This window comes from Xanthomonas hawaiiensis (genome assembly GCF_031834635.1).
Lineage (GTDB): Bacteria > Pseudomonadota > Gammaproteobacteria > Xanthomonadales > Xanthomonadaceae > Xanthomonas_A > Xanthomonas_A sacchari.
In genome coordinates this window covers 1,277,754-1,300,510 of sequence record NZ_CP115873.1, presented here as the reverse complement: position 1 = coordinate 1,300,510, position 22,757 = coordinate 1,277,754, and the positions used below count along the sequence as shown (strand labels likewise).

The following is a 22,757-nucleotide window of genomic DNA, read 5'->3' as shown; positions in this document are numbered from 1 at the left end:
ACGCTGGCGACAGCGCCGCCCTACCCGACAAGGAGTTCCCGATGCGTTCGCCCCGTTCCCTGAAGCAGCGCGCGGTGCAGTGGCGGCGGCTGCCGCTGCTCGCCGCAACGCTGGGCCTGGCGCTGGCCGCCACGCTGGCCCAGGCCGCCGACGTCGAGGTGCGCGGCACCCTGCGTGCCGACCGCCCCGGCGCCGCGGTGTCGCGCCACCTGTTCGGGCAGTTCGCCGAGCACCTGGGCACCGGCATCTACGGCGGCGTCTGGGTCGGGCCGGACTCGAAGATTCCCAACACTCGCGGCTACCGCAACGACGTGGTCACCGCGCTGAAGGCGCTGGACGTGCCCGACATCCGCTGGCCCGGCGGCTGCTTCGCCGACGAATACCACTGGCGCGACGGCGTCGGTCCGCGCAGCCAGCGCCCCACCAGCGTCAACACCCACTGGGGCGGCGTGGAGGAACCCAACAGCTTCGGCACCCACGAGTTCATGGATTTCACCGAACTGCTCGGAACGCAGGCCTACGTGGCCGGCAACGTCGGCGACGCGGCGCCGGACGAGATGGCGCAGTGGGTGGAGTACATGACCGCGCCCACCCGCTCGACCCTGGCCGAACAACGCCGGCGCAACGGCCGCCAGGCGCCGTGGAAGGTGCCGTTCTTCGGCGTCGGCAACGAGCTGTGGGGCTGCGGCGGCAACATGCGCGCCGAATACGCCGCCGACGTGTTCCGCCGCTACCAGACCTTCGTCAAGGCGCCGGCCGACCAGACCATCCTCAAGATCGCACCCGGCCCCAGCGATGCCGACTACCACTGGACCGAGGTGATGATGCGCGAGGCCACCAAATACATGGACGGCCTCAGCCTGCACTACTACACCATTCCCGGCGGCTGGCCGCCGCGCGCCTCGTCCACCACGTTCGACGAGGCGGCCTGGATCGAGACGCTGTCGCGCACGCTCCTGATGGACGAGCTGATCACCAAGCACAGCGCGATCATGGACAAGTACGACCCGGACAAGAAGGTCGCGCTGGTGGTCGACGAATGGGGCACCTGGTACAAGGGCCTGCCCGACGTGAACCCGGGCTTCCTGCGCCAGCAGAACACCTTGCGCGACGCGCTGGTGGCCTCCCTCAACCTGGACATCTTCGTCCAGCACGCCGACCGCGTGCGCATGGCCAACATCGCGCAGATGGTCAACGTGCTGCAGGCGATGATCCTCACCGACGGCGACAGGATGCTGCTCACGCCGACCTACCACGTGTTCATGCTGTACAAGCCCTATCAGGACGCGACCGCACTGCCGCTGCAGATCAGTACGCCGGACTACCGGCATGCCGGCTACACGGTGCCGGCGGTGCACGGCTCGGCGGTAAGGGCCAAGGACGGGCACGTGTACGTGGCGCTGACCAATCTGGACCCCAACCGCAGCGCCGACGTCGCGTTGCAGGTCGACGGCGTGCAGGCGCGCAGTGTCGACGGGCAGATCCTGACCGCCCCGACCATCGACGCGCTCAACACCTTCGCCCAGCCGCAGGCGGTACGCCCAGCCGCGTTCGCAGGCGCCCGCCTGCAGGGCGACACGTTGCGGGTGGCGCTGCCGGCCAAGGCGATCGTGATGCTGAAGCTGAAGTAGCCCCCAGGCCACTGCCGCACTGCTAGCCCCTCTCCCCCGGGAGAGGGGTTGGGGTGAGGGTCGGTCCGCGCCGCACATCCACTCCTCCCCATTCCAATCCACCGCTCGCCAGCGTGCGCGTGCGAGTGAGCCCCCCCCCTGCGCATCCATCGCCTCCCGCACATTGAGGGCGGCATGCGGCCATGCGCACGGCGCACGCGTCCCTTGCCCGGAGAGGGATTGGGACGCCTGCGCGGCGCGACGCTCTGCGCGCCTAGTCCTCCGGATCGGTCAGCAGCGCGAACAGCGACTGCCCGTCCGGCGCGATCAGGTCGCTGACCGCCCAGCAACCGTTGCCGCGGCGCTGCAGCTCGATCTTGACCGAGCGCGCCCGCGCGGCGCGGCCGCCGAGCGCGAGCCGGTAGTCCATCCGCACCTCCACCTCGGTGGCCTGCGAACCGCCCGAGACCAGGGTGAAGGTCGGTGCGCCCTGGATGTCGCCGTCCTGCGCGCTGGTCCACGGATCGAAGTCCAGCCTGCACACGCCCTCGCGCGCGGCGCAGCGCTGGTCGGCCTGCAGCGCGTGCGCGAAGGACGGCGTCAGCAACCCGTCCAGGTTCTGCGGCTGCCAGTAGAAATCGCGCGCCTTGTACAGGCGCTCGGCCATCTGCAGCGGCGTGGCGCATGCCGGCGGCTGCGCCGCGGCGAGCGCCGGCGACAGGGCAAGCAGGGTCAGGAGGGCAAGACGGCGATGCATGGGTGGCTCCGGCGATCGGGGCCGGCTATGAAGCCTGGATCGCGGCGCCGACGCAAGCGCGGACAAAAAAAGAGGAGCCGGCGAACCGGCTCCTCGTCCTCCTACCGCATCGCCAGCAGGCGATCCGGCTCACGCGGCCCTGACCGGCGCATAGCCGTCGAAGGTTATGCTCGCCGATGCGCGTCCCTGGGTCAGCGAACGCAACGCGGTGGTATAGGCCTGCAGTTGCGCCAGCGGCGCCTGCGCGACGACCTCGGCACGGGAGCCGCGCTCTTCGATCGCCAAGACGCGTCCCTCGCGCCGCTGCAGATCGCCGAGCACGTCGCCCACGCTACCCGCCGGCGTGTCGATCGCCACCGCCATCACCGGCTCCAGCAGGTGCGTGCCGGCCTGCGCCAGCGCCGCCTTCACCGCGTCGGACGCCGCGCGCTGGAACGCCAGGTCCGACGAATCCACCGCATGCGCCTGGCCATCGACCAGCACCACCTCCACGCCGACCACCGGATGACCGAGCGGGCCTTGCGCCAGCGCCGCACGCGCACCCTTCTCGGTGGCGGCGACGAAGGCCTTCGGCACCACGCCGCCGCGGCTGCGGTCGACGAAGGTGACCGCACCATCCGCGCGCGGCAGCACATCCAGCACTACCTGCGCGAACTGGCCCTGGCCGCCGTTCTGCTTGGACAGCCGCGCCGCCACGTCCAGCGCCGCCGCGCGCGGCGTTTCCTGGTAGGCCACGCGCGGCGCCCCGGTACGCACGTCCACGTGCCACTCGCTGCGCAAGCGCTCCACCATCACCTCCAGGTGCAGTTCGCCCATGCCCCAGATCACCGCTTCACCGGTCTCCGGATCGCTGTCGACGCGGAAGGACGGATCCTCCTGCGCCAACCGCGCCAGGCCCTGACCCAGCCGCACCAGCTCGGTCGCGTTGGCCGCGCCGAGCCGCCACGCCAGCACCGGCGGCTGTGTGCGGATGCGTTCCAGCACCCACCGCGCCTGCACGCCGCTGAGCGTCTCGCCGCTGACCGCGTCCTTCCAGCCGAGCACGGCGACGATCTCGCCGGCCTGCGCCTGGTCCACGTCGTGGGTGCGCTGCGCCTGCACCACCGCCAGCCGCCCGACCCGGCGCGGCCGTCGCGCATGCGAGGTCCACACCGTGTCGCCGACGCGCAAGGTGCCCGAATACACGCGCACGAACGCCAGTGGCCCCTGCGCGGTATGCGCGAACTTGAACACCAACGCCGCCAGCGGACCGGCCGGATCCGGCGCCAGCAAGGTCTCGTGTCCGTCCTCGGCATCGGCGCCCGCGTCGGCGCGGGCGGCGACGGGCGGGCGGTCCAGCGGCGACGGCAACCAGTCGACGATCGCGTCCAGCAGCGGCTCGATGCCCTTGCGCTTGAACGCCGAACCGGCCAGCACCGGCACGCCGGCGCCGGCCAGGGTGGCCCGGCGCAAGGCAGCGCGCAGCAGTTCGGCGTCGATCGCGCGTTCCTCGAGATAGGCCTGCGCCAGCGCCTCGTCGTGCTCGGCCACCGCGGCGATCAACTGCTCGCGTGCATCAGCGAACGTGGCTTGCTCCTCGGTGTTCCAGGCGCGCGCGTGCAGTTGCCCCTCGTCGTCCCAGGTCAGCAGGCGGCCACCGACCAGGTCGCTCCAGCCGTCGAAGCCGGAGACGCCCGGCAACGGCACGCCGACCGGCCAGACGGTCGCGTCGAGCTTGCCGCGCAACTGCGCCAGCACGCCGTCGAACGAGGCGCCGGCACGGTCCATCTTGTTGACGAAGGCGAGCATCGGCACGCCGTGGCGACGCGCCTGCCGCCACACGGTCTCCGACTGCGGCTGCACGCCGTCGACCGCAGAGAACACGGCGACCGCGCCGTCGAGCACGCGCAGCGAACGTTCCACTTCGATCGCGAAATCGATGTGCCCGGGCGTGTCGATCAGGGTCAGGCGATGCGCCGGCTGCCCGGCCGGCGCCCACTGCGCCTGCACCGCGGCCGCACCGATGGTGATGCCGCGGGCGCGCTCGATCTCGGAGAAGTCGGTGGTGGCGGCGCCATCGTGGACTTCGCCGATGCGATGGATCGCGCCGGTGACCCACAGCAGGCGTTCGGTGAGGGTGGTCTTGCCGGCGTCGATGTGGGCGATGATGCCGAGGTTGCGCCAGCGGGAAAGGGTGTGCGTGTTCATGAGATTAGGTTCCGCATTGCCAACACGGGGGACGCCGCATGCCCCGGTTGGCGAGGCGGGCATGCGGCTAGGTTTCGGGTTCGGCGGCGTAGTGCATGGCACGTTCTCCTTGGCGTGTCGGAACGGTGGAACAGCGAAAAACAGGCAATAAAAAAGCACCCATCGGGTGCTTGGCTGCGGCGGATCGACGATGGCCGGCGTTAGCGCACGGCGTCGACCACTCCTTCAGGCAGGCGCACCCGGCCTGCGCTGACGCGCAGGGCGTTGGGCAATATCAGCAGCGGTGCGTGGGCCATGGCGGCAGGACGTTCGGGTGGAGATGTGGCCGCAAGTCTGAACCTGTGCGCGGGCCGGGTCAATGCGATCGGCGTAGCGTCGCTGGAACGGTGAACGATGCTGCATGCAACGCGCCCTGGCGTGGCGTAACGTCTGGTCCATTGCGCATCGCGCAACATCACACGCTCCAGATCTCGCCGAACACCCGCTCGAAATTCGCTCCCAGCACCTTTTCGGCGACCCGGGCACCGTAGCCCTGGCGCAGCAGCGCGTCGGCGACGCGTTCGAGCTTGCGTGGGGTGTTGACGTCGGGCAGGTACGGCAGCCGGTTCTCCCCTGGCGCGCCGATGCCGTCGCGGCGCCGCTGCACCAGGTCCGCGGCGAACGCGCGCCTGTCCTGCTCCGTGGCCGGGAAGAACAGCGAATCGGGCATGTGCCACGCGGCGCGCGAGGCACCATACCGCAAACGCGCCCCGCCCCACCACGTGAAGCGGCGCGCGCATGGATTTCGCGGCGCCGGCCTCCTATCATCCGCCGACACTTCCAGGACGGCCGCCCATGACCACCCCGCAGATGTCGGTATATTTCTTCCTGCAGGCGGCGGTGATCCTGCTGGTGTGCCGGCTGGTCGGCCTGCTGGCCAGGCGCCTGGGCCAGCCGCAGGTGGTCGGCGAGATGATCGCCGGCGTCGCGCTGGGGCCATCGCTGTTCGGCGCGCTGCTGCCGGACCTGCAGCATGCGCTGTTTCCCAAGCCGACCCTGGACATGCTCTACGTGGCCGCGCAGTTCGGCGTGGGCCTGTACATGTTCCTGGTCGGCACCGATTTCCGCGGCGACCACTTCCGCACGCGCTACCGCAGCGCGATGGGCGTGTCGCTGGCCGGCATCGCGGTGCCGTTCGTGCTGGCGTTCGTGCTGGCGCCGTGGCTGCTGCACGTGCCGGGGCTGTTCTCGGCCAAGGCCAAGCTGCTGGAGGCCTCGCTGTTCCTGGGCGCGGCCATCGCCATCACCGCGTTCCCGATGCTGGCGCGGATCATCCACGAGCGCGGCCTCACCGGCAGCCCGCTGGGCACCCTGGCGTTGACCGCCGGCGCGGTCGACGACGCCGCGGCCTGGTGCATCCTGGCGGTGGTGCTGGCCAGCTTCGGCGGCAGTTGGGGCAGCGCCTATCTGGCGATCGGCGGCGGCGTGGGCTACGCGCTGTTCATGCTGCTGGTCGGCCGCCATTGGCTGCGCCGCCTGGCCGACCACGTGCGCCCCGACCAGCCGCTGAGCGCCGGCGTGCTGGCGGTGGTGCTGATGCTTTTCTGCCTCAGCGCCTGGGCGATGGATGCGATCGGCATCCACGCGGTGTTCGGCGGCTTCCTGCTCGGCGCCTGCCTGCCCAAGGGGGCGCTGACCGAGAAACTGCGCGAGCAGTTGCAACCGTTCGTGGTGGTATTCCTGCTGCCGATGTTCTTCACCTTCTCCGGCCTCAAGACCGAGCTGAGCGTGCTGCTGGACCCGCAGATCCTGCTGGCCGCTGGCGCGATCCTGCTGGCCTCGTTCCTGGGCAAGGGCATCGCCTGCTGGGCCGCGGCGCGGATCAGCGGCGAGAACAACCGCAATGCGATGGCGATCGGCGCGCTGATGAACGCGCGCGGGCTGATGGAGCTGATCATCATCAACATCGGCCTGCAGGCCGGGGTGATCGAGCAGGGTCTGTTCTCGATCCTGGTGCTGATGGCCATCACCTCCACGCTGATGGCCACCCCGCTGTTCAACTGGGTGATGCGCCGCGCGGGCGGCGACGCACTGCCGGCGGTAGCGGGCGGACGCCCCTGACGCACGCAGGCGTTCGACGACGGCAGCGCCGACTCGGCGTACACGGATGCGGCAAGAAAACCGCGGTCACAGCGGCGTCAGCCGCCACAGCCCGTAGGGATTGGCGAACAGGTCGCCGGGCTGGAACTGGGTACTCGGCTCGGCCTGGAGCCGGTAGCGCGGCGCGTCCGCCGCGACCGAGAAGGTATGGCCGACGCGCACGTCCGGCGCTTCGTTGAACAGGTAGCAGGTGAAGGTGTGCAGCAGGCCGACCGGGTCGGCTGCCGCCTGCGCCGCGACGATCGCGTCCTTCATGCCGAACTGGTGCATGCCGCAGGAATGCACCTGCTCGCCGGTGATGTTCAGCACGTAGGCGCGATGGGCACTGCCTTGCGCCAGATTCACGCACAGCTGCCGCCAGTCGGCCGGGCTGTGGGCGACGCCGCTGCTTTCGACCTTGACTCCCAGGCCGCCGGCGTCCAGCACCGCCGCGGCCGCGCGCATCATCGCCTCCGCGCGCACCCGCGAGCCGCCGGCACCGATCAGGTAGACCACCGAGGCATGCGTCCCGATGCGCGCCATGTCCGCGGAGCCGCGCCAGTGCGGCCCGGCGGCGGCGAACGCGTCGAGCATGCGTGCATCGTGCGGCTCGTATTGCAGTTCGCACGCCTGGCCGCTGTCCATGTGCATCAGCACCTGCCCGGCGAACAGGTAGCCGCCGCTGTCCTGGACGATGCGCGCGAGCAGGTCCGACCGATCCGGCCATGGGCCGGGAATGCAGAGCACGATCTTGGGAGGCTCGATCATGGGTGGCGGCTCCTTGCCGTCAGATGGGATCGCGCACGCGCGAGCAGTTCACGGGCATGGCCGCCGCCACGACGACGCGCCGGCGGTGACGGCGGCCACTCAGGTCAGCGCCGTCATCGCGCCCTTGCGATAGGCCGGGCGCTGCTGCAGGCGTTGGTACCAGGCATGCAGGTGCGGCAGCGCCGGGCGTTCGATCGGCATCTCGAACCAGGCGTAGGCGAAGCTGCCGAGCGGGATGTCGCCCATCGCGAAGTGCTCGCCCGACAGCCACGGCTGCTGCGCCAGCGCCGCATCGGCGGTGCGCAGCAGCTCGGCCGATTGTTCCAGTGCGACGGCGATCCTGCCCGCATCGCGCTGCTCGGGCGCGGTGCGCAGCACGCCCCAGAACAGGTCGCGGAAGGCGCCGGCAAAGCGCGAGGTGGTCCAGTCCATCCACTTGTCGCCGTGCGCGCGCAGCACCGGATCCTGCGGATACAGCGTGTCAGGCGCGTAGCGCGCGGCCAGGTAGCGCACGATGGCGTTGGATTCCCACAGTGCCAGGCCATCGTCCTCGATCGCCGGCACCAGGCCATTGGGATTGAGCGCGCGATAGGCCGGTGCGTCGTTGCCGCCGAACGCGCCGCCGACCTCGATGGAGGTGTAGGCCAGGCCGATCTCCTCGACGCACCACAGCACCTTGCGGACGTTGCTCGAGTTGTGGCGGCCCCAGATGGTCAGCATGTCGGCACTCCGCTTGCGGTTGCCGGATTCTACGCCCGCACACTGCGCCAGCGCCCAACGCGGCATGCGCAGCCGCGCCATCGCGATCGGCGGCGGGCGCAGCGCACCATTCCAGTTTGCGTATCGCGCGGCCGATTTACGTGATTGGTCGGCGCCGGACGGCTGCCCTATCCTGCCGCCAAGCCTGGCAGACGCCGTTGCTGTGCCCTGCCGGACGCATCGCTCCCCTACCGACCTCCCGCCCATGCGCGCATTCGACCGTTCTCCCGCCTCGCGGCTGCTGGCCTTCTGCCTGGTCACCTGCGCCGGCACCGCGATCGCGGCCGATCGCCTCAGCGTCGACCTGGGGCAGGACACCGGCCCGTTCCATGGCGGCGCGTCCGGCAGTCTCTACGGCCTCTACGACGCGCGCCTGCCGTTCCCGAACCTGGTCGAGGGTATCGGCCTGCGCAGCGTGGCGACCAAGGCGCAGGACGGGCTGCAGCATCCCGGCGCCGATGCGCTGGAGGTGATTCGTTCCATCGCCACCGGCTCCGGTGGCGATACCTACATCTACATGACCGACATCCATCGCGGTTTCCCTTACCGCTGGACGCAGGGCGACTGCGCGCAGTCGGTGGCGCGCTACCTGGACGAGATCGCGCGCCAGGTCGAGCAGATCAAGGCGCTGCCCGCGCAGTACCGCCGACACGTGGTGTTCGTGCCGTTCAACGAGCCCGAAGGCAATATGTTCGCCAAGGCCGCCGCGCCGGGTCAGGCGGGTCCGGACAGCTGCAACGGCGTGGATTGGCGCAGCGACCCGAGCGCCTATTTCGACGCATGGGACCGTGCGTGGCGGCGCATCCGCGCCATCCTGCCGGACGCGCGCATCGCCGGCCCCAACACCAGCATCCTGTACGACCAGGACAAGGGTTTCCTGCAGCATGCGCTACGCGCGGGCACGCTGCCGGACGTGGTCACCTGGCACGAGCTGAGCAATCCCGCGTCGCTGACGCGCAGCGTGGCCCGCTTCCGCGGCTGGGAGCAGGAACTGTTCGCCGGCACCGCGCTGGCCGGCCGGCACCTGCCGATCAACATCGACGAGTACGCGTTCAACTACCACACCTCGGTGCCGGGGCAGATCGTGCAGTGGGCGGCGGCGATCGAAGCGGCGAAGGTCGATGCCGACCTGGCGTACTGGAACATCGACGGCAACCTGAGCGACTCGGCCGTCCAGGCCAATCGCGGCAACGGCCAGTGGTGGCTGCTGAACGCCTACGCCGCGATGCGCGGCATGCGCACCGTGGCGGTCACGCCACCGCATCCCGGGCAGGACGACAGCCTGCAGGCGGTGGCCGCGTTCGATCCGCAACAGCTGCAGGCGCGGGTCCTGTTCGGCGGCGGCAGCGGACCCGCCACGCTGTCGTTGATCCACATTCCCCATGCCGGCTTCGGCGCGCAGGCTCGCGTGGTGGTCCGCGAAACCCCCTGGACCGGACAGCTCGGCGACGCCGCCGCGCCGCGGCTTGTCGCGGACGTGCAGGTGCCGGTCGTCGCGGACCGCATCGATCTGCAGTTCGGCCATGGCGCGTTGCCGGCGCTGGCGGCCGAATCGGCCTACAGCCTGGTGGTCATGCCTGGCATGCACGGCGGCCCTGCACAACCGCCGGCGCTGCGCTGGCAGCGGCAGTACGAGGCGGAGGACGCCGCGCACCACGGCAGCGGCTACGAACGGCGCGGTCCGGAAGGCTCGCCGCAGGCGCTCGACCGCTTCTTCACCTCCGGCCGCTACGCCGTCGGCGGATTCGCCAGCGACCGCGACGTGCGCCTGGACTTCCCCATCGAGGTGCCGCAGGACGCCGTGTACGATCTGCGCATCCTCGCCAACAGTTTCAATCAGGACCCGCTGGTCGCCGCGCTCGGGCCGACCAATGTCTTCGTGCGCCTCGACGGGGATCCGGCCAGCGAACGCGAGGTGATGCTGCCGCTCGGCTACAAGCCGGTGGTGTGGGACCACGCCGACCTGCGCATCGCACTGCGCGCGGGCCGCCATGTGCTCAGCATCGCCAGCGCAAGCGCGGACGGGCGCCGGCACACGCGCGGCAATGCGCTGATCGACCGCATCACCCTGTCGTTGCCCGATCCCGCCAGCGACACGCAGGTCTACGAGGCCGAACTCGCCGCGCTGGCGGGCGGCGCGCAGGCGCGCTACGACCGCGACGACGTCTCCGGCGCCGGCGCGGTGGCGCTGCCGGCCGGCGCCACCGCCACCTTCTGGGTGTATGCGCCGCAGGAAGGAATGACGCCGCTGTCGCTGGACCTGGCCACGCCCGGCGCGCTGTCGCTCGCCGTCAACGGCCACCCGCTGCAGGCGCCTGCGCAGCGCGTGTTCCTGATGGGCGGGATCAACAAGATCGTGGTCGGCGGCAGTGCCGAGCGCCCGCTGCTGGATCGCCTGCGGGTGGGTCCCGGCGCCGTGCTCGGCCCGCGCTACGAAGCCGAACAGGCCACCCTCGCCGGGACTGCGCATCGCACCAAGGCCACCCTCGCCAGCGGCGGCGAGGCGGTCACCGGCATCGGTGGCGAACCCGGCAACGGCAATACGCTCACCTTCGCCTCGGTCACGGTCGAACGCACCGGTCTGTACATGCTGACCCTGCGCTACGCCAACGACGAACAGTCGAAGGCGAGCCACTACAATCCCGATCCGCTGGCCCGCATCGGGCGCATTCGCGTCAACGGGGCACCGCCGATCCTGGCGAGCTTCCCGCACAGCTTCCACCGCAACAACTGGTGGGAACTGAGCGTGCCGGTCGAACTGCACGCCGGGCGCAATCGCATCCAGATCTCAGGCGAAGAGGTGCCGGACGCCGACGGCATCCACTACATCTCGCAGCGTGCGCCCGACATCCTGCTGCGCTCGCGCGACGCGCCGGACATCGACTGGATCGCGGTCACCCCGCTGCAGGACGACACCGCGGCGTTGGCGCCCCGCTAGCGGGTGCCGCCGCCGGGAACGCAGGCGCGCGCGAGCGGTCGCGCTGGTGCCACGCGGCGACCTGGCTCAGGCATCCGCATCCGCCGCCGGCAGGCGCCGGGTCAGCAACCGCTGCAGCAGGCAGAACAGCAGCAACAGACCGCCGATCACGATGCGCGTCCACCACGAACTGAGCGTGCCGTCGAACACGATCAGGGTCTGGATCGCGCCCAGGATCAGCACGCCGAACAGGGTCCCGATCACGTAGCCGCTGCCGCCGGCCAGCAGCGTGCCGCCGATCACCACCGCGGCGATGGCATCCAGTTCCAGGCCCTGCGCATGCAGGCTGTAGCCGGACAGCATGTAGAACGTGCACACCACCCCGGCCAGCGCCGAGCAGAAGCCGCTGAAGGCGTAGACGCGTACCTGGGTCGCCTCCACCGGCAGGCCCATCAGCCGCGCCGAGGCCTCGCTGCCGCCGAGCGCGTACACGCAGCGGCCGAAGCGGGTGCACTGGGTCAGCCACATGCCCAGCGCCACCATCGCCAGCGCGATCAACGCACCGACCGACAGCGACGCGTCGCCGCCGAGCGGCAGCCGCGCCTGCGCGATCGCGGTATACAGCGGGTCGGTGATCGGAATCGAATCGACGCTAATCAGATAGCTGGCGCCGCGCGCCAGGAACATGCCGGCCAACGTCACCACGAACGGCTGCAGGCGGTAGCGCTGGATCAGCAGACCCATGAAAGCACCGAAGACGCTGCCGAGCAGCAGCACCAGCGGGATCGCCGCCAGCGGCGACCAGCCGTGGCGCTCGACCAGGGACGCCGACAGCACGGTGGTGAACGCCAGCACCGCGCCCACCGACAGGTCGATGCCGCCGCTGAGGATCACCAGGCTCATGCCCACCGCGGCGATGCACAGGAAGGCATTGTCGATCAGCAGATTGGCCAGCACCTGCGGCGCCAGGAAGCCGTCGTAGAGCACGCCGCCGGCCGCGAGCATGGCCACGAACAGCGCCACGGTGATCGCCAGCGGCAGGCGCGCGCCCTGCAGCATGCCCGCCGCCTTGCGCAGGCCGGACCCAACCAGGCGTGGAGCCGCCGCACTCATGGCCGCACCTGCGGCGGCGGCCGCCGGATCCAGCCACGCAGGTTGGCGCGGAAGCTCGGCGATTGCAGCAGCATCACCGCGAACACCAGCAGCGCCTTGATCAGCATGGTCACCTGTGCCGGCACGCCGAAGGCGTAGATGGTCGCGGTCAGGGTCTGGATGATCAGCGCGCCGATCACGCTGCCGGCCAGGCTGAAGCGGCCGCCATCGAGCAGCGTGCCGCCGAGGGTGACCGCGAGGATCGCGTCCAGTTCCATCAGCTGCCCGGCGTTGTTGGCATCGGCGCTCTTGACATTGGAGCTGATCAGCAACCCGGCCACGCCGGCGCTGAACGCGCAGAACACGTACAGCAGCACCGCGATCAGCCGCGCACGCACGCCCGCCACCCGCGCCGCGCGCGGGTTGTGGCCGATGGCACGCACGAACAGCCCCAGCGCGGTGCGCCCCAGCAGCAGCTGCAACACCGCGAACACCGCAGCTACGACGAACAGCGCGAACGGCAGGCCGAGCAGGAAGCCGTTGCCCAGATAGAAGTACGGCGGGTAGTAGATGGTCAGGATCTGTCCGTCGCCAATCAGTTGCGCGATACCGCGCCCGGCCACCATCAGGATCAGCGTGGCGATGATCGGCTGCATGCCGACCTTGACCACCAGCAGCCCGTTCCACAGCCCGCACAGCGCCGCCACCAGCAGCGGCGCCAGCAGCACCGCCCACAGCGGGAAGCGGCTGTGCTCGCCGCCGCCGATCATCCAGGCCGCCACCGTCGCGGCGATCGCCACCACCGCACCGACCGAGATGTCCAGGCCGCGCACCGCGATCACCAGGGTCATGCCCATCGCCACCAGCGCCAGCGGCGCGGCACGATTGCCGATGTCGACCAGGTTGCCGTAGAGGTGGCCGTCGCGCCATTGCAGGCTCAGGAAGCCCGGGTCGAACAGGCCGTTGCCGAGCAGCAGCACGGCCAGCGTCGCCAGCGGCCAGAACAGCGGGTGGGCGCGCAGCCGCGACGGCCAGCGCGATGCGGTGGTCTCGGGCGTGGCGGCGGCGCTCATGCCGCGCTCCCGGCGATCAGCTCGAAGATCGCGCGCTCGCCGCAGCCGCCCGGCAGCTCGCCGACCAGGCGGCGTTCGCGCAACACCGCGATGCGGTCGGCGATGCGCGCGAGTTCGGCGACCTCGGCGGAGATGAACAGCACCGCCATGCCCTCGCGGGCCAAGGCCAGAATGCGCGTCATGATCTCCTGCTTGGCGGCGATGTCGATGCCGCGGGTGGGTTCGTCCAGGATCAGCAGCCGCGGCCGCGTCGCCAGCCAGCGCGCCAGCACCACCTTCTGCTGGTTGCCGCCGGACAGCAGCCCCACCGGCGTCTCCAGGCTGGCGGTCTTGATGCCGAGCACGTCCACGTAGCCCTGCGCGATGCGCAGCTGCTCGGCCGGCGCCAGGAACCGGCGCAGGCCCATGCGCGCCTGCAAGGCCAGCACGATGTTCTCGCGCACCGACAGTTCGGCGACGATGCCCTCGGTCTTGCGTTCTTCCGGGCACAGCGCCAGGCCATGGGCGATCGCGTCGGGCGGGCCGCGCAGCGCCACGTCGCGGCCGTCGATCGTCACGCGGCCGCGATCGGCACGGTCCAGCCCGAACAGCAACCGCGCCAGTTCGGTGCGGCCGGCGCCGAGCAGGCCGGCCAGGCCCAGCACCTGGCCTTGGCGCAGTTGCAGGTCGACCGGCTGCAACTGCCCGCGCCGCCCCAGGCCCTGCGCCTGCAGCAGCGGCGCAGCGTGCTCAGGGGCCGCTGCGCGCACCGTGGCGGCCGCGGCGCTGGCCGGGTCGAGCGCACGCCCGACCATCGCCGCCACCAACTGCGGCGCGGGCAGCGCATCGGGCGTGTATTCGCCGACCAGGCGCCCGTTACGCAGCACGCTGATGCGGTCGGCCACCGCGTACACCTGGTCCAGGAAGTGGGTGACGAACAGGATCGCCATGCCGCCATCGCGCAGCGCGCGCATCACCCGGAACAGCTCCGCGACTTCTCCCTCGTCGAGGCTGGAGGTAGGTTCGTCGAGGATGAGCACCCGCGCCGACACGCCGACCGCGCGCGCGATCGCCACCATCTGCTGCACCGCCACCGGATAGCTGCCCAGCGCGCGCCGCACGTCGATGGCGATGCCCAGACGCTGCAGGCCGGCCTCGGCCTCGCGCTCGACCCGGCGCCAGTCGATGCGCCGCAGCCAGCCGCGCAGCGGGTAGCGGCCGGCGAACAGGTTCTCGGCCACCGACAGGTTCGGGCAGAGGTTCACTTCCTGGTACACGGTGCTGATGCCCAGCCGTTGCGCCTGCTGCGGCGACGCCGGCGCGACGACGGCGCCGTCCAGCGCGATGCGCCCGGCGTCGGCGGCGGTCACCCCGGTGAGCAGCTTGATCAGGGTCGACTTGCCGGCGCCGTTCTGGCCCATCAACGCGTGGATCTCGCCGCCGCGCAGGCGCAGCGCCACGTCCTCCAGCGCGGCCACGCCGGCGTAGGCCTTGCTCAGTCCCTGCGCCTCCAGCACCAGCGGATGCATGCGCGCGGCCTCAGTACTTGCGCTTGGGCAGTTCGGCCGCGGCCTGGTCCTGGGTGTACACCGACTCCTCCACCACGATGCGCTTGGGCAAGGGCTTGCCGGCCTTGAGGTCGCGGATGGCCTGCACCAGTTGCGGGCCCAGCAGCGGATTGCATTCGACGGTGACGTTGAGCTTGCCGGCCTGCATCGCCTCGAACGCGCCCTTCACACCGTCCACCGAGATCACCAGGATGTCCTTGCCCGGCTTCAGCCCGGCTTCCTCGATCGCCTGGATCGCGCCGATCGCCATGTCGTCGTTGTGCGCGTAGAGCACGTCGATGTTGCGTCCCTCCGCCTTCAGGAACGCCTCCATCACTTCCTTGCCCTTGGCGCGGGTGAAGTCGCCGCTCTGCGAGCGCACGATCTGGAAGCGCGGATGCGCCGCCAGGATCTCCTTGAAGCCCTTCATGCGATCGATCGCCGGCGCCGAGCCGACGGTGCCTTGCAGTTCGACGATGCGCACCGGCTTGTCTCCGTCCTTCAGCGGCGAGCGCTCGACCAGCCAGCGCGCCGCCTTGCGCCCCTCCTCGACGAAATCCGAGCCGATCAGGGTGACGTAGAGGCTGTCGTCGGACACCTTCACCGCGCGGTCGGTCAGCACCACCGGGATCTTCGCGGCCTTGGCCTCGCGCAGCACCGTCTCCCAGCCCGACTCCACCACCGGCGAAAACGCGATCACGTCCACGCGCTGGGCGATGAACGAGCGCAGCGCCTTGATCTGGTTCTCCTGCTTCTGCTGCGCGTCGGAGAACTTCAGCTTCATGCCGGCATCGGCGACGGCCTGCTTGATCGAAGCGGTGTTGGCGGTGCGCCATTCGCTCTCGGCGCCGACCTGGCTGAAACCGACGGTGAGTTGCCCGGGCGCCTTGCCGGCGTCCTTGCCGCCGGAACAGGCGGCCAGCGCCATCCCCAGCAACGCTGCGATTCCCAGCCCGCGCATTCCCGACGTGTGCTTCTGCATAGCCCCTCCTCGTTGATGGCACGCTGGCGGCGGACGGGCCCGGAGGCCGCGACGCGCCGCCCACCCTCCCAGGCCGGCGTGCGCTGATGCGATCAGTTCATGGTGCGGATGTGTAAGCCGTCTTGACCGTGGTGTAGAACTCCACCGCATACCGGCCCTGCTCGCGCGGGCCGTAGCTGGAGGCCTTGCGCCCGCCGAACGGCACATGCGGGTCGACGCCGGCGGTGGGCAGGTTGACCATCACCATGCCCGCCTGCGCGTGCCGCTTGAAATGCGTGGCGTGCTTCAGCGAGCGGGTGGCGATGCCGGCGCACAGGCCGAACTCGGTGTCGTTGGCCAGGGCCAGCGCGTGGTCGTAGTCGTCGGCCACCAGCACTGCGGCGACCGGGCCGAACACTTCCTCGCGGGCGATGCGGTGCTGCGGCTGTGCGGCCACCAGCGCCGGGCGCAGGTAGTAGCCGCGATGCGCGCATTCCAGCGCCTCGCCGCCGTAGAGCAGTTCGGCGCCTTCCTCGCGGGCGATGCGCAGGTAGTCGCGGTCCTGTTCGAACTGGCTGGCGCTGGCGACCGGGCCGATGTCCACGCCCGGCTCCAGCGCATGGCCGATCTTCAGCGCGGCCAGGCGCGTGCGCACACGCGCGACGAAGTCGTCGTGCACCGCGCGTTCGACGATCAGCCGGCTCGAGGCGGTGCAGCGCTGGCCGGTGGAGAAGTATGCGCCGTTGACCGCGATCTCCACCGCCAGGTCCAGGTCGGCATCGGCCAGCACCACCAGCGGATTCTTGCCGCCCATCTCCAACTGGATCTTCAGCCCGCGCTCGGCGGCCTGGCGCAGCAGCCGGTTGCCGGTGGGCACCGAGCCGGTGAAGCTCAGCGCATCGATGCCGCGCTCGCCGACCAGCGCCTGGCCGACCGTGCTGCCGCTGCCGAGCACCAGGTTGAACGCGCCGTTGGGCAAGCCCGCGCGGCTGAGGATCTCGGCCAGCGCCCAGGCGCAGCCGGGCACGATCTCCGCCGGCTTGAACACCACGGTGTTGCCGTAGGCCAGCGCCGGCGCGATCTTCCACGCCGGGATCGCCAGGGGGAAATTCCACGGCGCGATGATGCCGACCGTGCCCACCGGCTCGCGGGTGATCTCGACGTTGACCCCGGGCCGGGTGGAGGCCAGCGTCTCGCCAGGAATGCGCAGCGCCTCGCCGGCGAAGAACTTGAAGATCTGCCCGGCACGCGCCGCCTCGCCGATGCTCTCCGGCAAGGTCTTGCCCTCTTCCGAGGCCAGCAGCGCGCCCAGTTCCTGCTTGCGCGCCAGGATCTCGCTGCCGACCGCGTCCAGCGCGTCGGCGCGCTGCTGCGGGGTGCTCGCGGCCCAAGCCGACTGCGCCGCGTTGGCTGCGGCGATCGCCTCGCGCACCGTGGCCGCGTCGAGGCTGCCGGCTTCGCCGACCGGTGCCGACAGGTCGGACGGATTCTCGTCGGGGGCGAGGTCGTCGCCGGCCACCCAGCGGCCGTCGATGTAGCTCTGGAAACGTCGGGTCATGGCTACCTCCGTGCGGTTCTACAGCGCGCGCACGCCGCCCAGGGCGAATCCGCTGTCGACGCGCTGCAAGGGATTGACCAGCGCCGCGCCGAACTCGGCCAGTTCGATCTCGAAGCGGTCGCCGGGCTGCGCCTGCACGCCGTCGGCGAAGCTCAGCGTGGCGGTGCCGAAGAAATGCAGGTGCACGTCGCCGGGCACGCGGTGCGCGGCGTACTTGAAATGGTGGTACTCAAGATTGGCCAGCGAATGGCACATGTTGGCCTCGCCGGTGACGAACGCCTTCTCCCAGATCACCGCATCGCCGCGGCGGATGCGGCTGTGCCCGCGCAGGTCGCGCGGCAACGCGCCGCAACGCAGTTCCGGGCCGACCGCGCAGGCGCGCAGCTTGGAGTGGGCCAGGTAGAGATAGTTCTGGCGCTCGGTGACGTGGTCGGAGAACTCGTTGCCCAGCGCGAAGCCGAGCCGGTACGGCACGCCGTCGGCGCCGATCACGTACAGCCCGACCAGTTCCGGCTCCTCGCCGCCGTCCAGGGCGAAATCCGGCGACGGCAGGGGCGCGCCCGGCGCGACCAGGCTGCTGCCGTCGCCCTTGTAGAACCATTCCGGCTGCGCGCCGGGCTGGCCGTCGCGCGGGATGCCGCCGTCCACGCCGAGCTGGAAGATCTTCATCGAATCGGTGAGCGTGCCCTGCGCGGCCTGCTGCTGCAGATTCTGGTGCATGGCATCGCGGGTGGCGGCGCTGCCCAGATGGGTCAGGCCGGTGCCGGTGACGCGGCAGTGCGCCGGGTCCGGATGGGTCAACGGCGGCAGCACCCGGCCGTCGGCCAGCAGCGCGGCGTAGTCGAGCACGCGCTCGCCGCGCAGGTGCTGCGCGTGCGCCTCCAGGCTGTCGCCGGCGGCCAGCGCCGCGTTGGCCAGCGCGTAGGTCGAGGCCACCTCGCGCAGCAGCCGCACCTGGCGGCCATCGTCTTCCACCATGCCGACGCCGGGCGTGCCGGCGTCATCGAGCAACTGGATCAATCGCATGAATCGGTCGCCTGTCGGAATGCGGGCGCGCAGCGGGCGACGCGGGACACGCGCGGCGCGATGCGCCCGACCTATTCTGGCCGGACGACCTATATGCAACAAATATCGGTTTTGGCTTAACGTATACGAACATTCATATCGCACTGAGCGCCATGCCCGCTGCCCCGCCCTGGTTCGTCCGCGCCCGCCTGAAGACCCGGCAATTGATGCTGCTGCTGGCGATCGAGGAGGAAGGCAACATCCACCGCGCCGCCGAGACCTTGAACATGTCGCAGCCGGCCGCCTCCAAGCTGCTCAAGGACCTGGAGGACATGCTGGCGGTGCCGCTGTTCGAGCGCCTGCCGCGCGGCATGCGCGCCACCTGGTACGGCGAGGCGATGATCCGCCACGCGCGCATCGCCCTGGCCAGCCTCGGCGAGGCCGGCGCCGAGATCGAGGCGCTGAAGGCCGGCTATGCCGGCAGCGTCGGCGTCGGCGCAATCGCCGGCCCGGCGATGAGCCTGCTGCCGTCGGCGCTGGCCCAGGTCGGCGCGCAGCATCCGCTGCTGCGGGTGAGCCTGCGCGTGGACGGCAGCGACGTGCTGCTGGAGCAACTGGCGCAGAACAAGCTGGACATCGTGGTGGCGCGGCTGTTCGCGCGGCACGACAAGCGCCACCTGCACTATCAGGCGCTGGCCGAGGAAAAGGTCTGCGCCATCGCCCGCCCCGGCCACCCGCTGCTGGCGGGGCCGGTGCCGACGCTGGCCGTGCTGGCCGAGACGCCGTGGATCGTGCCGCCGGACGGCAGCGTGCTGCGCCACCGCTTCGAACTGATGTTCCAGAACGCCGGGCTGGAAGCGCCCAAGCGAGTGATCGAGACCTCGGCGCTGGTGGTGCTGCCGCAACTGCTGCGCCATGGCGACGCGCTGGCGGTGGTACCGGAGGACGTGGCCCGGCATTTCGCCGACCACGGCAGCGTGGCGATCGTGCCGGTGGCGCTGTCCTGCCGCATGGACGCCTTCGGCCTGATCACCCGCCGCGACTGGCTGCTGTCGCCCGGCGCGCGGATCGTGCTGCAGGCGCTGCAGGAGGCGGCGGCGACGGTCTACGGCGTCGCCGTGGCAGCACCCGCGCCGTCGCTGCCTGCGGACAGCTGATCGCGTCGGGACTGAAGTCCCTCCCACAACATCTTCGCCGCACCGGCGCGCAGCGTTTGTAGGAGCGGCTTCAGCCGCGACGCGTAATGCGGAAACCACTTACGCGATTCGAAGGACAGCTTCACGCGTCGGGATTGAAGCCCCTCCCACAATGCGCCGCCCAGCAGCAGCGCTCGGCTGTTTGTGGGAAGGGCTTCAGCCCCGACGAGCGAAGCGGGACACCTCCCCGCTATGGCCCTGTCCGAGCCGACGCCACCTCGCAGGTCATCCCCAGCACCAACCGCCGCAAACCGCCGCTCAGGTCCAGCCGCCATCCACCACGAACTCCTGCGCGGTGATCGCGCGCGCCTCGTCCGAGGCCAGGAACAGCGCCATGCGCGCGATGTCCTCCGGCATCACCTTGTCCGGCAGGCACTGGTTGCGCGCCAGCTCGCGCTCGCCGGCCTCGTCCAGCCACAGGGTGACCTGGCGCTCGGTCATCACCCAGCCCGGGGTCAGCACGTTGATGCGGATCCGCGCCGCGCCCAGGTCGCGCGCCAGGCCGCGGGTCAGGCCGTTCACCGAGGATTTGGCGGTGGCGTACACCGGGTAGCCACCGGTCTTGCTCTGCCAGCCGGTGGAGCCGAGGTTGACGATGGAACCGCCGCCCAGCCGCTGCATGCCCGGCACCACCGCCTGGATGGCGAAGAACGCCGCACGCTGGTTGATCGACACGCAATGCTCCCAGTACTCCGGCGTCACCGCCTCCAGCGCATGGCGATCGTCGCTGCCGACGTTGTTGAGCAGCACGTGGAAGTCGCCCAGCTCGGCCGCCGCCGCGCCGATCGCCGCCTGCAGCGCGGCCACGTCGGTGACGTCGCAGCGGCGCCACCACGGCGCGGTCAGGCCGCCCGCGGCCAGCCGCTCGGCCAGCGCGGCACTGGCCTCGGCCGCGACGTCGACGAAGGCCACCTGCGCGCCCTGCGCGGCGAAGGCCTCCACCAGCGCCGCGCCGATGCCGGAGCCGCCGCCGGTGATGAAGACGCGGCGCCCGCGCAGGCTGCCGTAGGTTGCGTTGCCGAGGGGGGAAGGCGCTGCGTTTGCCGAGTTGTCCATGCCGTTTCGCTCTAGGTGGATAGGATTTCGATATATGAAAACAAATATCCATTCGGAGATATTTGCTATTTTTCACGTATCAATATGCCCGCTAGCATCCCCGGCGTAAAGCATCCGGGGGCGGCTTGCGTTCAAGGCGGATCCCGGCGTCCTGGACTCGAGGAATCCGCCGACATGGGCTCACCCAGCAAACCGCCGCGCCGCAGCCAGGCGTGGTTCGGGCGCGAAGGCAAGCAGGGCTTCTACTACCGCAGCTGGCTCAAGAGCGCCGGCCATCCGCACGACATGTTCGATGGCCGCCCGGTGATCGGCATCTGCAACACCTGGTCGGAACTGACCCCGTGCAACGGCCATCTGCGCGAACTGGCCGAACACGTCAAACGCGGCGTGTACGAGGCCGGCGGGTTCCCGCTGGAGTTCCCGGTGATGTCGCTGGGCGAGACGCAGATGCGCCCCACCGCGATGCTGTTCCGCAACCTGGCCAGCATGGACGTGGAGGAATCGATCCGCGCCAATCCGCTGGACGGCGTGGTGCTGCTGATGGGCTGCGACAAGACCACCCCGTCCTTGCTGATGGGCGCGGCCAGTGTGGACCTGCCGACCATCGGCGTGTCCGGCGGGCCGTCGCTGTCGGGCAACTGGCGCGGCCAGCCGCTGGGCTCGGGCACCGGCGTGATCGAGATGTCGGAGATGGTGCGCGCCGGCACCCTGAGCCAGGACGATTTCGTCGAGGCCGAGGCCTGCATGCAGCGCTCCAAGGGCAGCTGCATGACCATGGGCACCGCCTCGACCATGGCCAGCATGGTCGAGGCGCTGGGCATGTCGCTGCCGGAGAACGCGGCGACCCCGGCGGTGGACGCGCGCCGCGCGCGGCTGGCGCGGCTCAGCGGCCGGCGCATCGTGCAGATGGTGGAAGAGGATCTGCGCATGTCGCAGATCCTCACCGCCGACGCCTTCGCCAACGCGATCAAGGTCAATGCGGCGATCGGCGGCTCCACCAACGCGGTGCTGCACCTGCTCGCCCTGGCCGGCCGCGTGGGCGTGCCGCTGCAACTGGACGACTGGGACCGGCTCGGCTCGCGGCTGCCGTGTCTGGTCAATCTCAAACCGTCCGGCCAGTACCTGATGGAAGACTTCTACTACGCCGGCGGGCTGCCGGCGGTGATGCGCGAACTCGGCAACGCACTGGCGCTGGACGCGCGCACCGTCAACGGCCGCACCGTCGGCGAGAACGTGGCGCAGGCGCCATGCTGGAACCGCGAGGTGATCCACCCGCTGGACGCGCCGGTGCGCGCGGAAGCCGGCATCGCCGTGCTGCGCGGCAACCTGGCCCCGGACGGCGCGGTGATCAAGCCGTCGGCGGCCTCGCCGCACCTGCTGCGGCACCGCGGGCGCGCGGTGGTGTTCGAGAGCATCGAGGATTTCAAGGCGCGCATCGACGACGAGGCGCTGGACATCGACGCCGACTGCATCATGGTGCTCAAGCACTGCGGCCCGCGCGGCTACCCGGGCATGGCCGAGGTCGGCAACATGCCGCTGCCGCCGAAGCTGCTGCGCGCCGGCGTCACCGACATGGTGCGCATCTCCGACGCGCGCATGAGCGGCACCGCCTACGGCACCGTGGTGCTGCACGCCTCGCCCGAGGCCGCCGCCGGCGGCACCCTGGCGCTGGTGCGCGACGGCGACATCATCGAACTCGACGTCCCCGGCCGCGCGCTGCACCTGGAAGTCAGCGACGAGGAACTGCTGCGCCGACGCAGCGAATGGACCCCGCCACCGGCGCCGACGCGCGGCTGGAGCAAGCTGTACGTGGAGCACGTGCAGCAGGCGCACCTGGGCGCGGACCTGGACTTTCTGGTCGGCGGCAGCGGCGACGCGGTGGCGCGCGATTCGCATTAGCGCCCGCGGCGAGATGCATCCAACGTAATTTCGTAGGAGCGGCTTCAGCCGCGACAGGCGCCACCGGTAATGCCTCGTCGCGGCTGAAGCCGCTCCTACAGAAGCCCGCCGTGTGCACTGTGGGAGGGACTTCAGTCCCGACGCATTACACCATCGGAACGCACACCGCTTCGCGCCTCGCGGCTGCATGACCGTCGACTCCCACAGGAAGTGGCGAACACCGCTTTGCTGCCCGCGCAGCGCACCCCACGTCACCGAACCGTCATCTGCAGCTT

17 protein-coding genes are annotated in these 22,757 nt (G+C 70.6%); 5 read left to right on the top strand and 12 right to left on the bottom strand.

Annotated elements, in window-relative coordinates:
• Nucleotides 1–74 precede the first annotated feature (74 nt).
• Nucleotides 75–1,631 (top strand): alpha-N-arabinofuranosidase, encoded by a 1,557-nt coding sequence (locus PG878_RS05800; protein WP_209029846.1) that lies wholly within the window; start codon nt 75–77, stop codon nt 1,629–1,631.
• Between the two features lie 253 nt (nt 1,632–1,884).
• Here PG878_RS05800 and PG878_RS05795 read toward each other — a convergent pair whose 3' ends face one another.
• From PG878_RS05795 to PG878_RS05785, 3 genes are all read right to left on the bottom strand, one after another.
• Nucleotides 1,885–2,367: a hypothetical protein gene (locus PG878_RS05795; RefSeq protein ID WP_209029511.1), complete on the bottom strand. Its 483-nt coding sequence runs from the start codon at nt 2,365–2,367 to the stop codon at nt 1,885–1,887.
• 129 nt (nt 2,368–2,496) lie between these two features.
• Nucleotides 2,497–4,554: an elongation factor G gene (gene fusA / locus PG878_RS05790; protein WP_209029510.1), complete on the bottom strand. Its 2,058-nt coding sequence runs from the start codon at nt 4,552–4,554 to the stop codon at nt 2,497–2,499.
• A gap of 454 nt (nt 4,555–5,008) precedes the next feature.
• Nucleotides 5,009–5,263 (bottom strand): membrane dipeptidase, encoded by a 255-nt coding sequence (locus tag PG878_RS05785; protein ID WP_244672428.1) that lies wholly within the window; start codon nt 5,261–5,263, stop codon nt 5,009–5,011.
• 125 nt (nt 5,264–5,388) lie between these two features.
• On the opposite strand from PG878_RS05785, the gene PG878_RS05780 reads away from it, so the two are divergent.
• Nucleotides 5,389–6,654, top strand: coding sequence for a cation:proton antiporter (locus PG878_RS05780; RefSeq protein WP_209029509.1), 1,266 nt, complete (start codon nt 5,389–5,391; stop codon nt 6,652–6,654).
• Nucleotides 6,655–6,720: 66 nt separating this feature from the next.
• Here PG878_RS05780 and PG878_RS05775 read toward each other — a convergent pair whose 3' ends face one another.
• Complete coding sequence (locus PG878_RS05775) at nt 6,721–7,440, bottom strand: hypothetical protein (protein ID WP_209029508.1); 720 nt, start codon at nt 7,438–7,440, stop codon at nt 6,721–6,723.
• Nucleotides 7,441–7,539: 99 nt separating this feature from the next.
• The gene (locus PG878_RS05770) at nt 7,540–8,160 is read right to left on the bottom strand and encodes a glutathione S-transferase family protein (protein ID WP_209029507.1); all 621 of its coding nucleotides are present in this window, start codon (nt 8,158–8,160) and stop codon (nt 7,540–7,542) included.
• A 244-nt stretch (nt 8,161–8,404) separates the two neighbouring features.
• Between PG878_RS05770 and PG878_RS05765 the strand changes: the two genes are divergently transcribed.
• Entirely contained in the window at nt 8,405–11,137 is a 2,733-nt protein-coding gene (locus tag PG878_RS05765; protein ID WP_209029506.1) for a carbohydrate-binding protein, read from the top strand.
• A gap of 66 nt (nt 11,138–11,203) precedes the next feature.
• Here PG878_RS05765 and yjfF read toward each other — a convergent pair whose 3' ends face one another.
• From yjfF to araD1, 6 genes are all read right to left on the bottom strand, one after another.
• Complete coding sequence (yjfF, locus tag PG878_RS05760; RefSeq protein WP_209029505.1) at nt 11,204–12,229, bottom strand: galactofuranose ABC transporter, permease protein YjfF; 1,026 nt, start codon at nt 12,227–12,229, stop codon at nt 11,204–11,206.
• Complete coding sequence (locus tag PG878_RS05755; RefSeq protein ID WP_209029504.1) at nt 12,226–13,281, bottom strand: ABC transporter permease; 1,056 nt, start codon at nt 13,279–13,281, stop codon at nt 12,226–12,228. Before PG878_RS05755 ends, yjfF begins: the two co-directional genes overlap by 4 nt.
• Nucleotides 13,278–14,789 carry a sugar ABC transporter ATP-binding protein gene (locus tag PG878_RS05750; protein ID WP_209029503.1) on the bottom strand — a complete coding sequence of 504 codons (1,512 nt, stop codon included), beginning with the start codon at nt 14,787–14,789 and terminating at the stop codon, nt 13,278–13,280. Before PG878_RS05750 ends, PG878_RS05755 begins: the two co-directional genes overlap by 4 nt.
• Before the next feature lie 10 nt (nt 14,790–14,799).
• Complete coding sequence (locus PG878_RS05745; RefSeq protein WP_244672427.1) at nt 14,800–15,789, bottom strand: ABC transporter substrate-binding protein; 990 nt, start codon at nt 15,787–15,789, stop codon at nt 14,800–14,802.
• A gap of 97 nt (nt 15,790–15,886) precedes the next feature.
• Complete coding sequence (locus PG878_RS05740) at nt 15,887–17,326, bottom strand: aldehyde dehydrogenase family protein (RefSeq protein ID WP_209029502.1); 1,440 nt, start codon at nt 17,324–17,326, stop codon at nt 15,887–15,889.
• 18 nt (nt 17,327–17,344) lie between these two features.
• On the bottom strand, nt 17,345–18,352 hold the full coding sequence (gene araD1 / locus PG878_RS05735) for an AraD1 family protein (RefSeq protein ID WP_209029501.1): 1,008 nt from the start codon (nt 18,350–18,352) through the stop codon (nt 17,345–17,347).
• A gap of 152 nt (nt 18,353–18,504) precedes the next feature.
• On the opposite strand from araD1, the gene PG878_RS05730 reads away from it, so the two are divergent.
• Nucleotides 18,505–19,488 (top strand): LysR family transcriptional regulator, encoded by a 984-nt coding sequence (locus tag PG878_RS05730; RefSeq protein ID WP_209029500.1) that lies wholly within the window; start codon nt 18,505–18,507, stop codon nt 19,486–19,488.
• A 297-nt stretch (nt 19,489–19,785) separates the two neighbouring features.
• On the opposite strand, the gene PG878_RS05725 is transcribed toward PG878_RS05730, so the two are convergent.
• The gene (locus tag PG878_RS05725; RefSeq protein WP_209029499.1) at nt 19,786–20,583 is read right to left on the bottom strand and encodes an SDR family NAD(P)-dependent oxidoreductase; all 798 of its coding nucleotides are present in this window, start codon (nt 20,581–20,583) and stop codon (nt 19,786–19,788) included.
• A gap of 174 nt (nt 20,584–20,757) precedes the next feature.
• Between PG878_RS05725 and PG878_RS05720 the strand changes: the two genes are divergently transcribed.
• Nucleotides 20,758–22,482, top strand: coding sequence for an IlvD/Edd family dehydratase (locus tag PG878_RS05720; RefSeq protein WP_209029498.1), 1,725 nt, complete (start codon nt 20,758–20,760; stop codon nt 22,480–22,482).
• The last annotated feature ends 275 nt before the right edge of the window (nt 22,483–22,757 follow it).

Bases quoted from the DNA above. Each gene is read 5' to 3' on its own strand.
- PG878_RS05720 (WP_209029498.1), top strand. From the start codon at position 20,758: ATGGGCTCACCCAGCAAACCGCCGCGCCGCAGCCAGGCGTGGTTCGGG.
- PG878_RS05740 (WP_209029502.1), bottom strand. From the start codon at position 17,326: ATGACCCGACGTTTCCAGAGCTACATCGACGGCCGCTGGGTGGCCGGC.
- PG878_RS05745 (WP_244672427.1), bottom strand. From the start codon at position 15,789: ATGCAGAAGCACACGTCGGGAATGCGCGGGCTGGGAATCGCAGCGTTG.
- PG878_RS05765 (WP_209029506.1), top strand. From the start codon at position 8,405: ATGCGCGCATTCGACCGTTCTCCCGCCTCGCGGCTGCTGGCCTTCTGC.
- PG878_RS05780 (WP_209029509.1), top strand. From the start codon at position 5,389: ATGACCACCCCGCAGATGTCGGTATATTTCTTCCTGCAGGCGGCGGTG.
- PG878_RS05725 (WP_209029499.1), bottom strand. From the start codon at position 20,583: ATGGACAACTCGGCAAACGCAGCGCCTTCCCCCCTCGGCAACGCAACC.
- fusA (WP_209029510.1), bottom strand. From the start codon at position 4,554: ATGAACACGCACACCCTTTCCCGCTGGCGCAACCTCGGCATCATCGCC.
- PG878_RS05770 (WP_209029507.1), bottom strand. From the start codon at position 8,160: ATGCTGACCATCTGGGGCCGCCACAACTCGAGCAACGTCCGCAAGGTG.
- PG878_RS05755 (WP_209029504.1), bottom strand. From the start codon at position 13,281: ATGAGCGCCGCCGCCACGCCCGAGACCACCGCATCGCGCTGGCCGTCG.
- PG878_RS05795 (WP_209029511.1), bottom strand. From the start codon at position 2,367: ATGCATCGCCGTCTTGCCCTCCTGACCCTGCTTGCCCTGTCGCCGGCG.
- PG878_RS05785 (WP_244672428.1), bottom strand. From the start codon at position 5,263: ATGCCCGATTCGCTGTTCTTCCCGGCCACGGAGCAGGACAGGCGCGCG.
- PG878_RS05750 (WP_209029503.1), bottom strand. From the start codon at position 14,789: ATGCATCCGCTGGTGCTGGAGGCGCAGGGACTGAGCAAGGCCTACGCC.
- PG878_RS05730 (WP_209029500.1), top strand. From the start codon at position 18,505: ATGCCCGCTGCCCCGCCCTGGTTCGTCCGCGCCCGCCTGAAGACCCGG.
- yjfF (WP_209029505.1), bottom strand. From the start codon at position 12,229: ATGAGTGCGGCGGCTCCACGCCTGGTTGGGTCCGGCCTGCGCAAGGCG.
- araD1 (WP_209029501.1), bottom strand. From the start codon at position 18,352: ATGCGATTGATCCAGTTGCTCGATGACGCCGGCACGCCCGGCGTCGGC.
- PG878_RS05775 (WP_209029508.1), bottom strand. From the start codon at position 7,440: ATGATCGAGCCTCCCAAGATCGTGCTCTGCATTCCCGGCCCATGGCCG.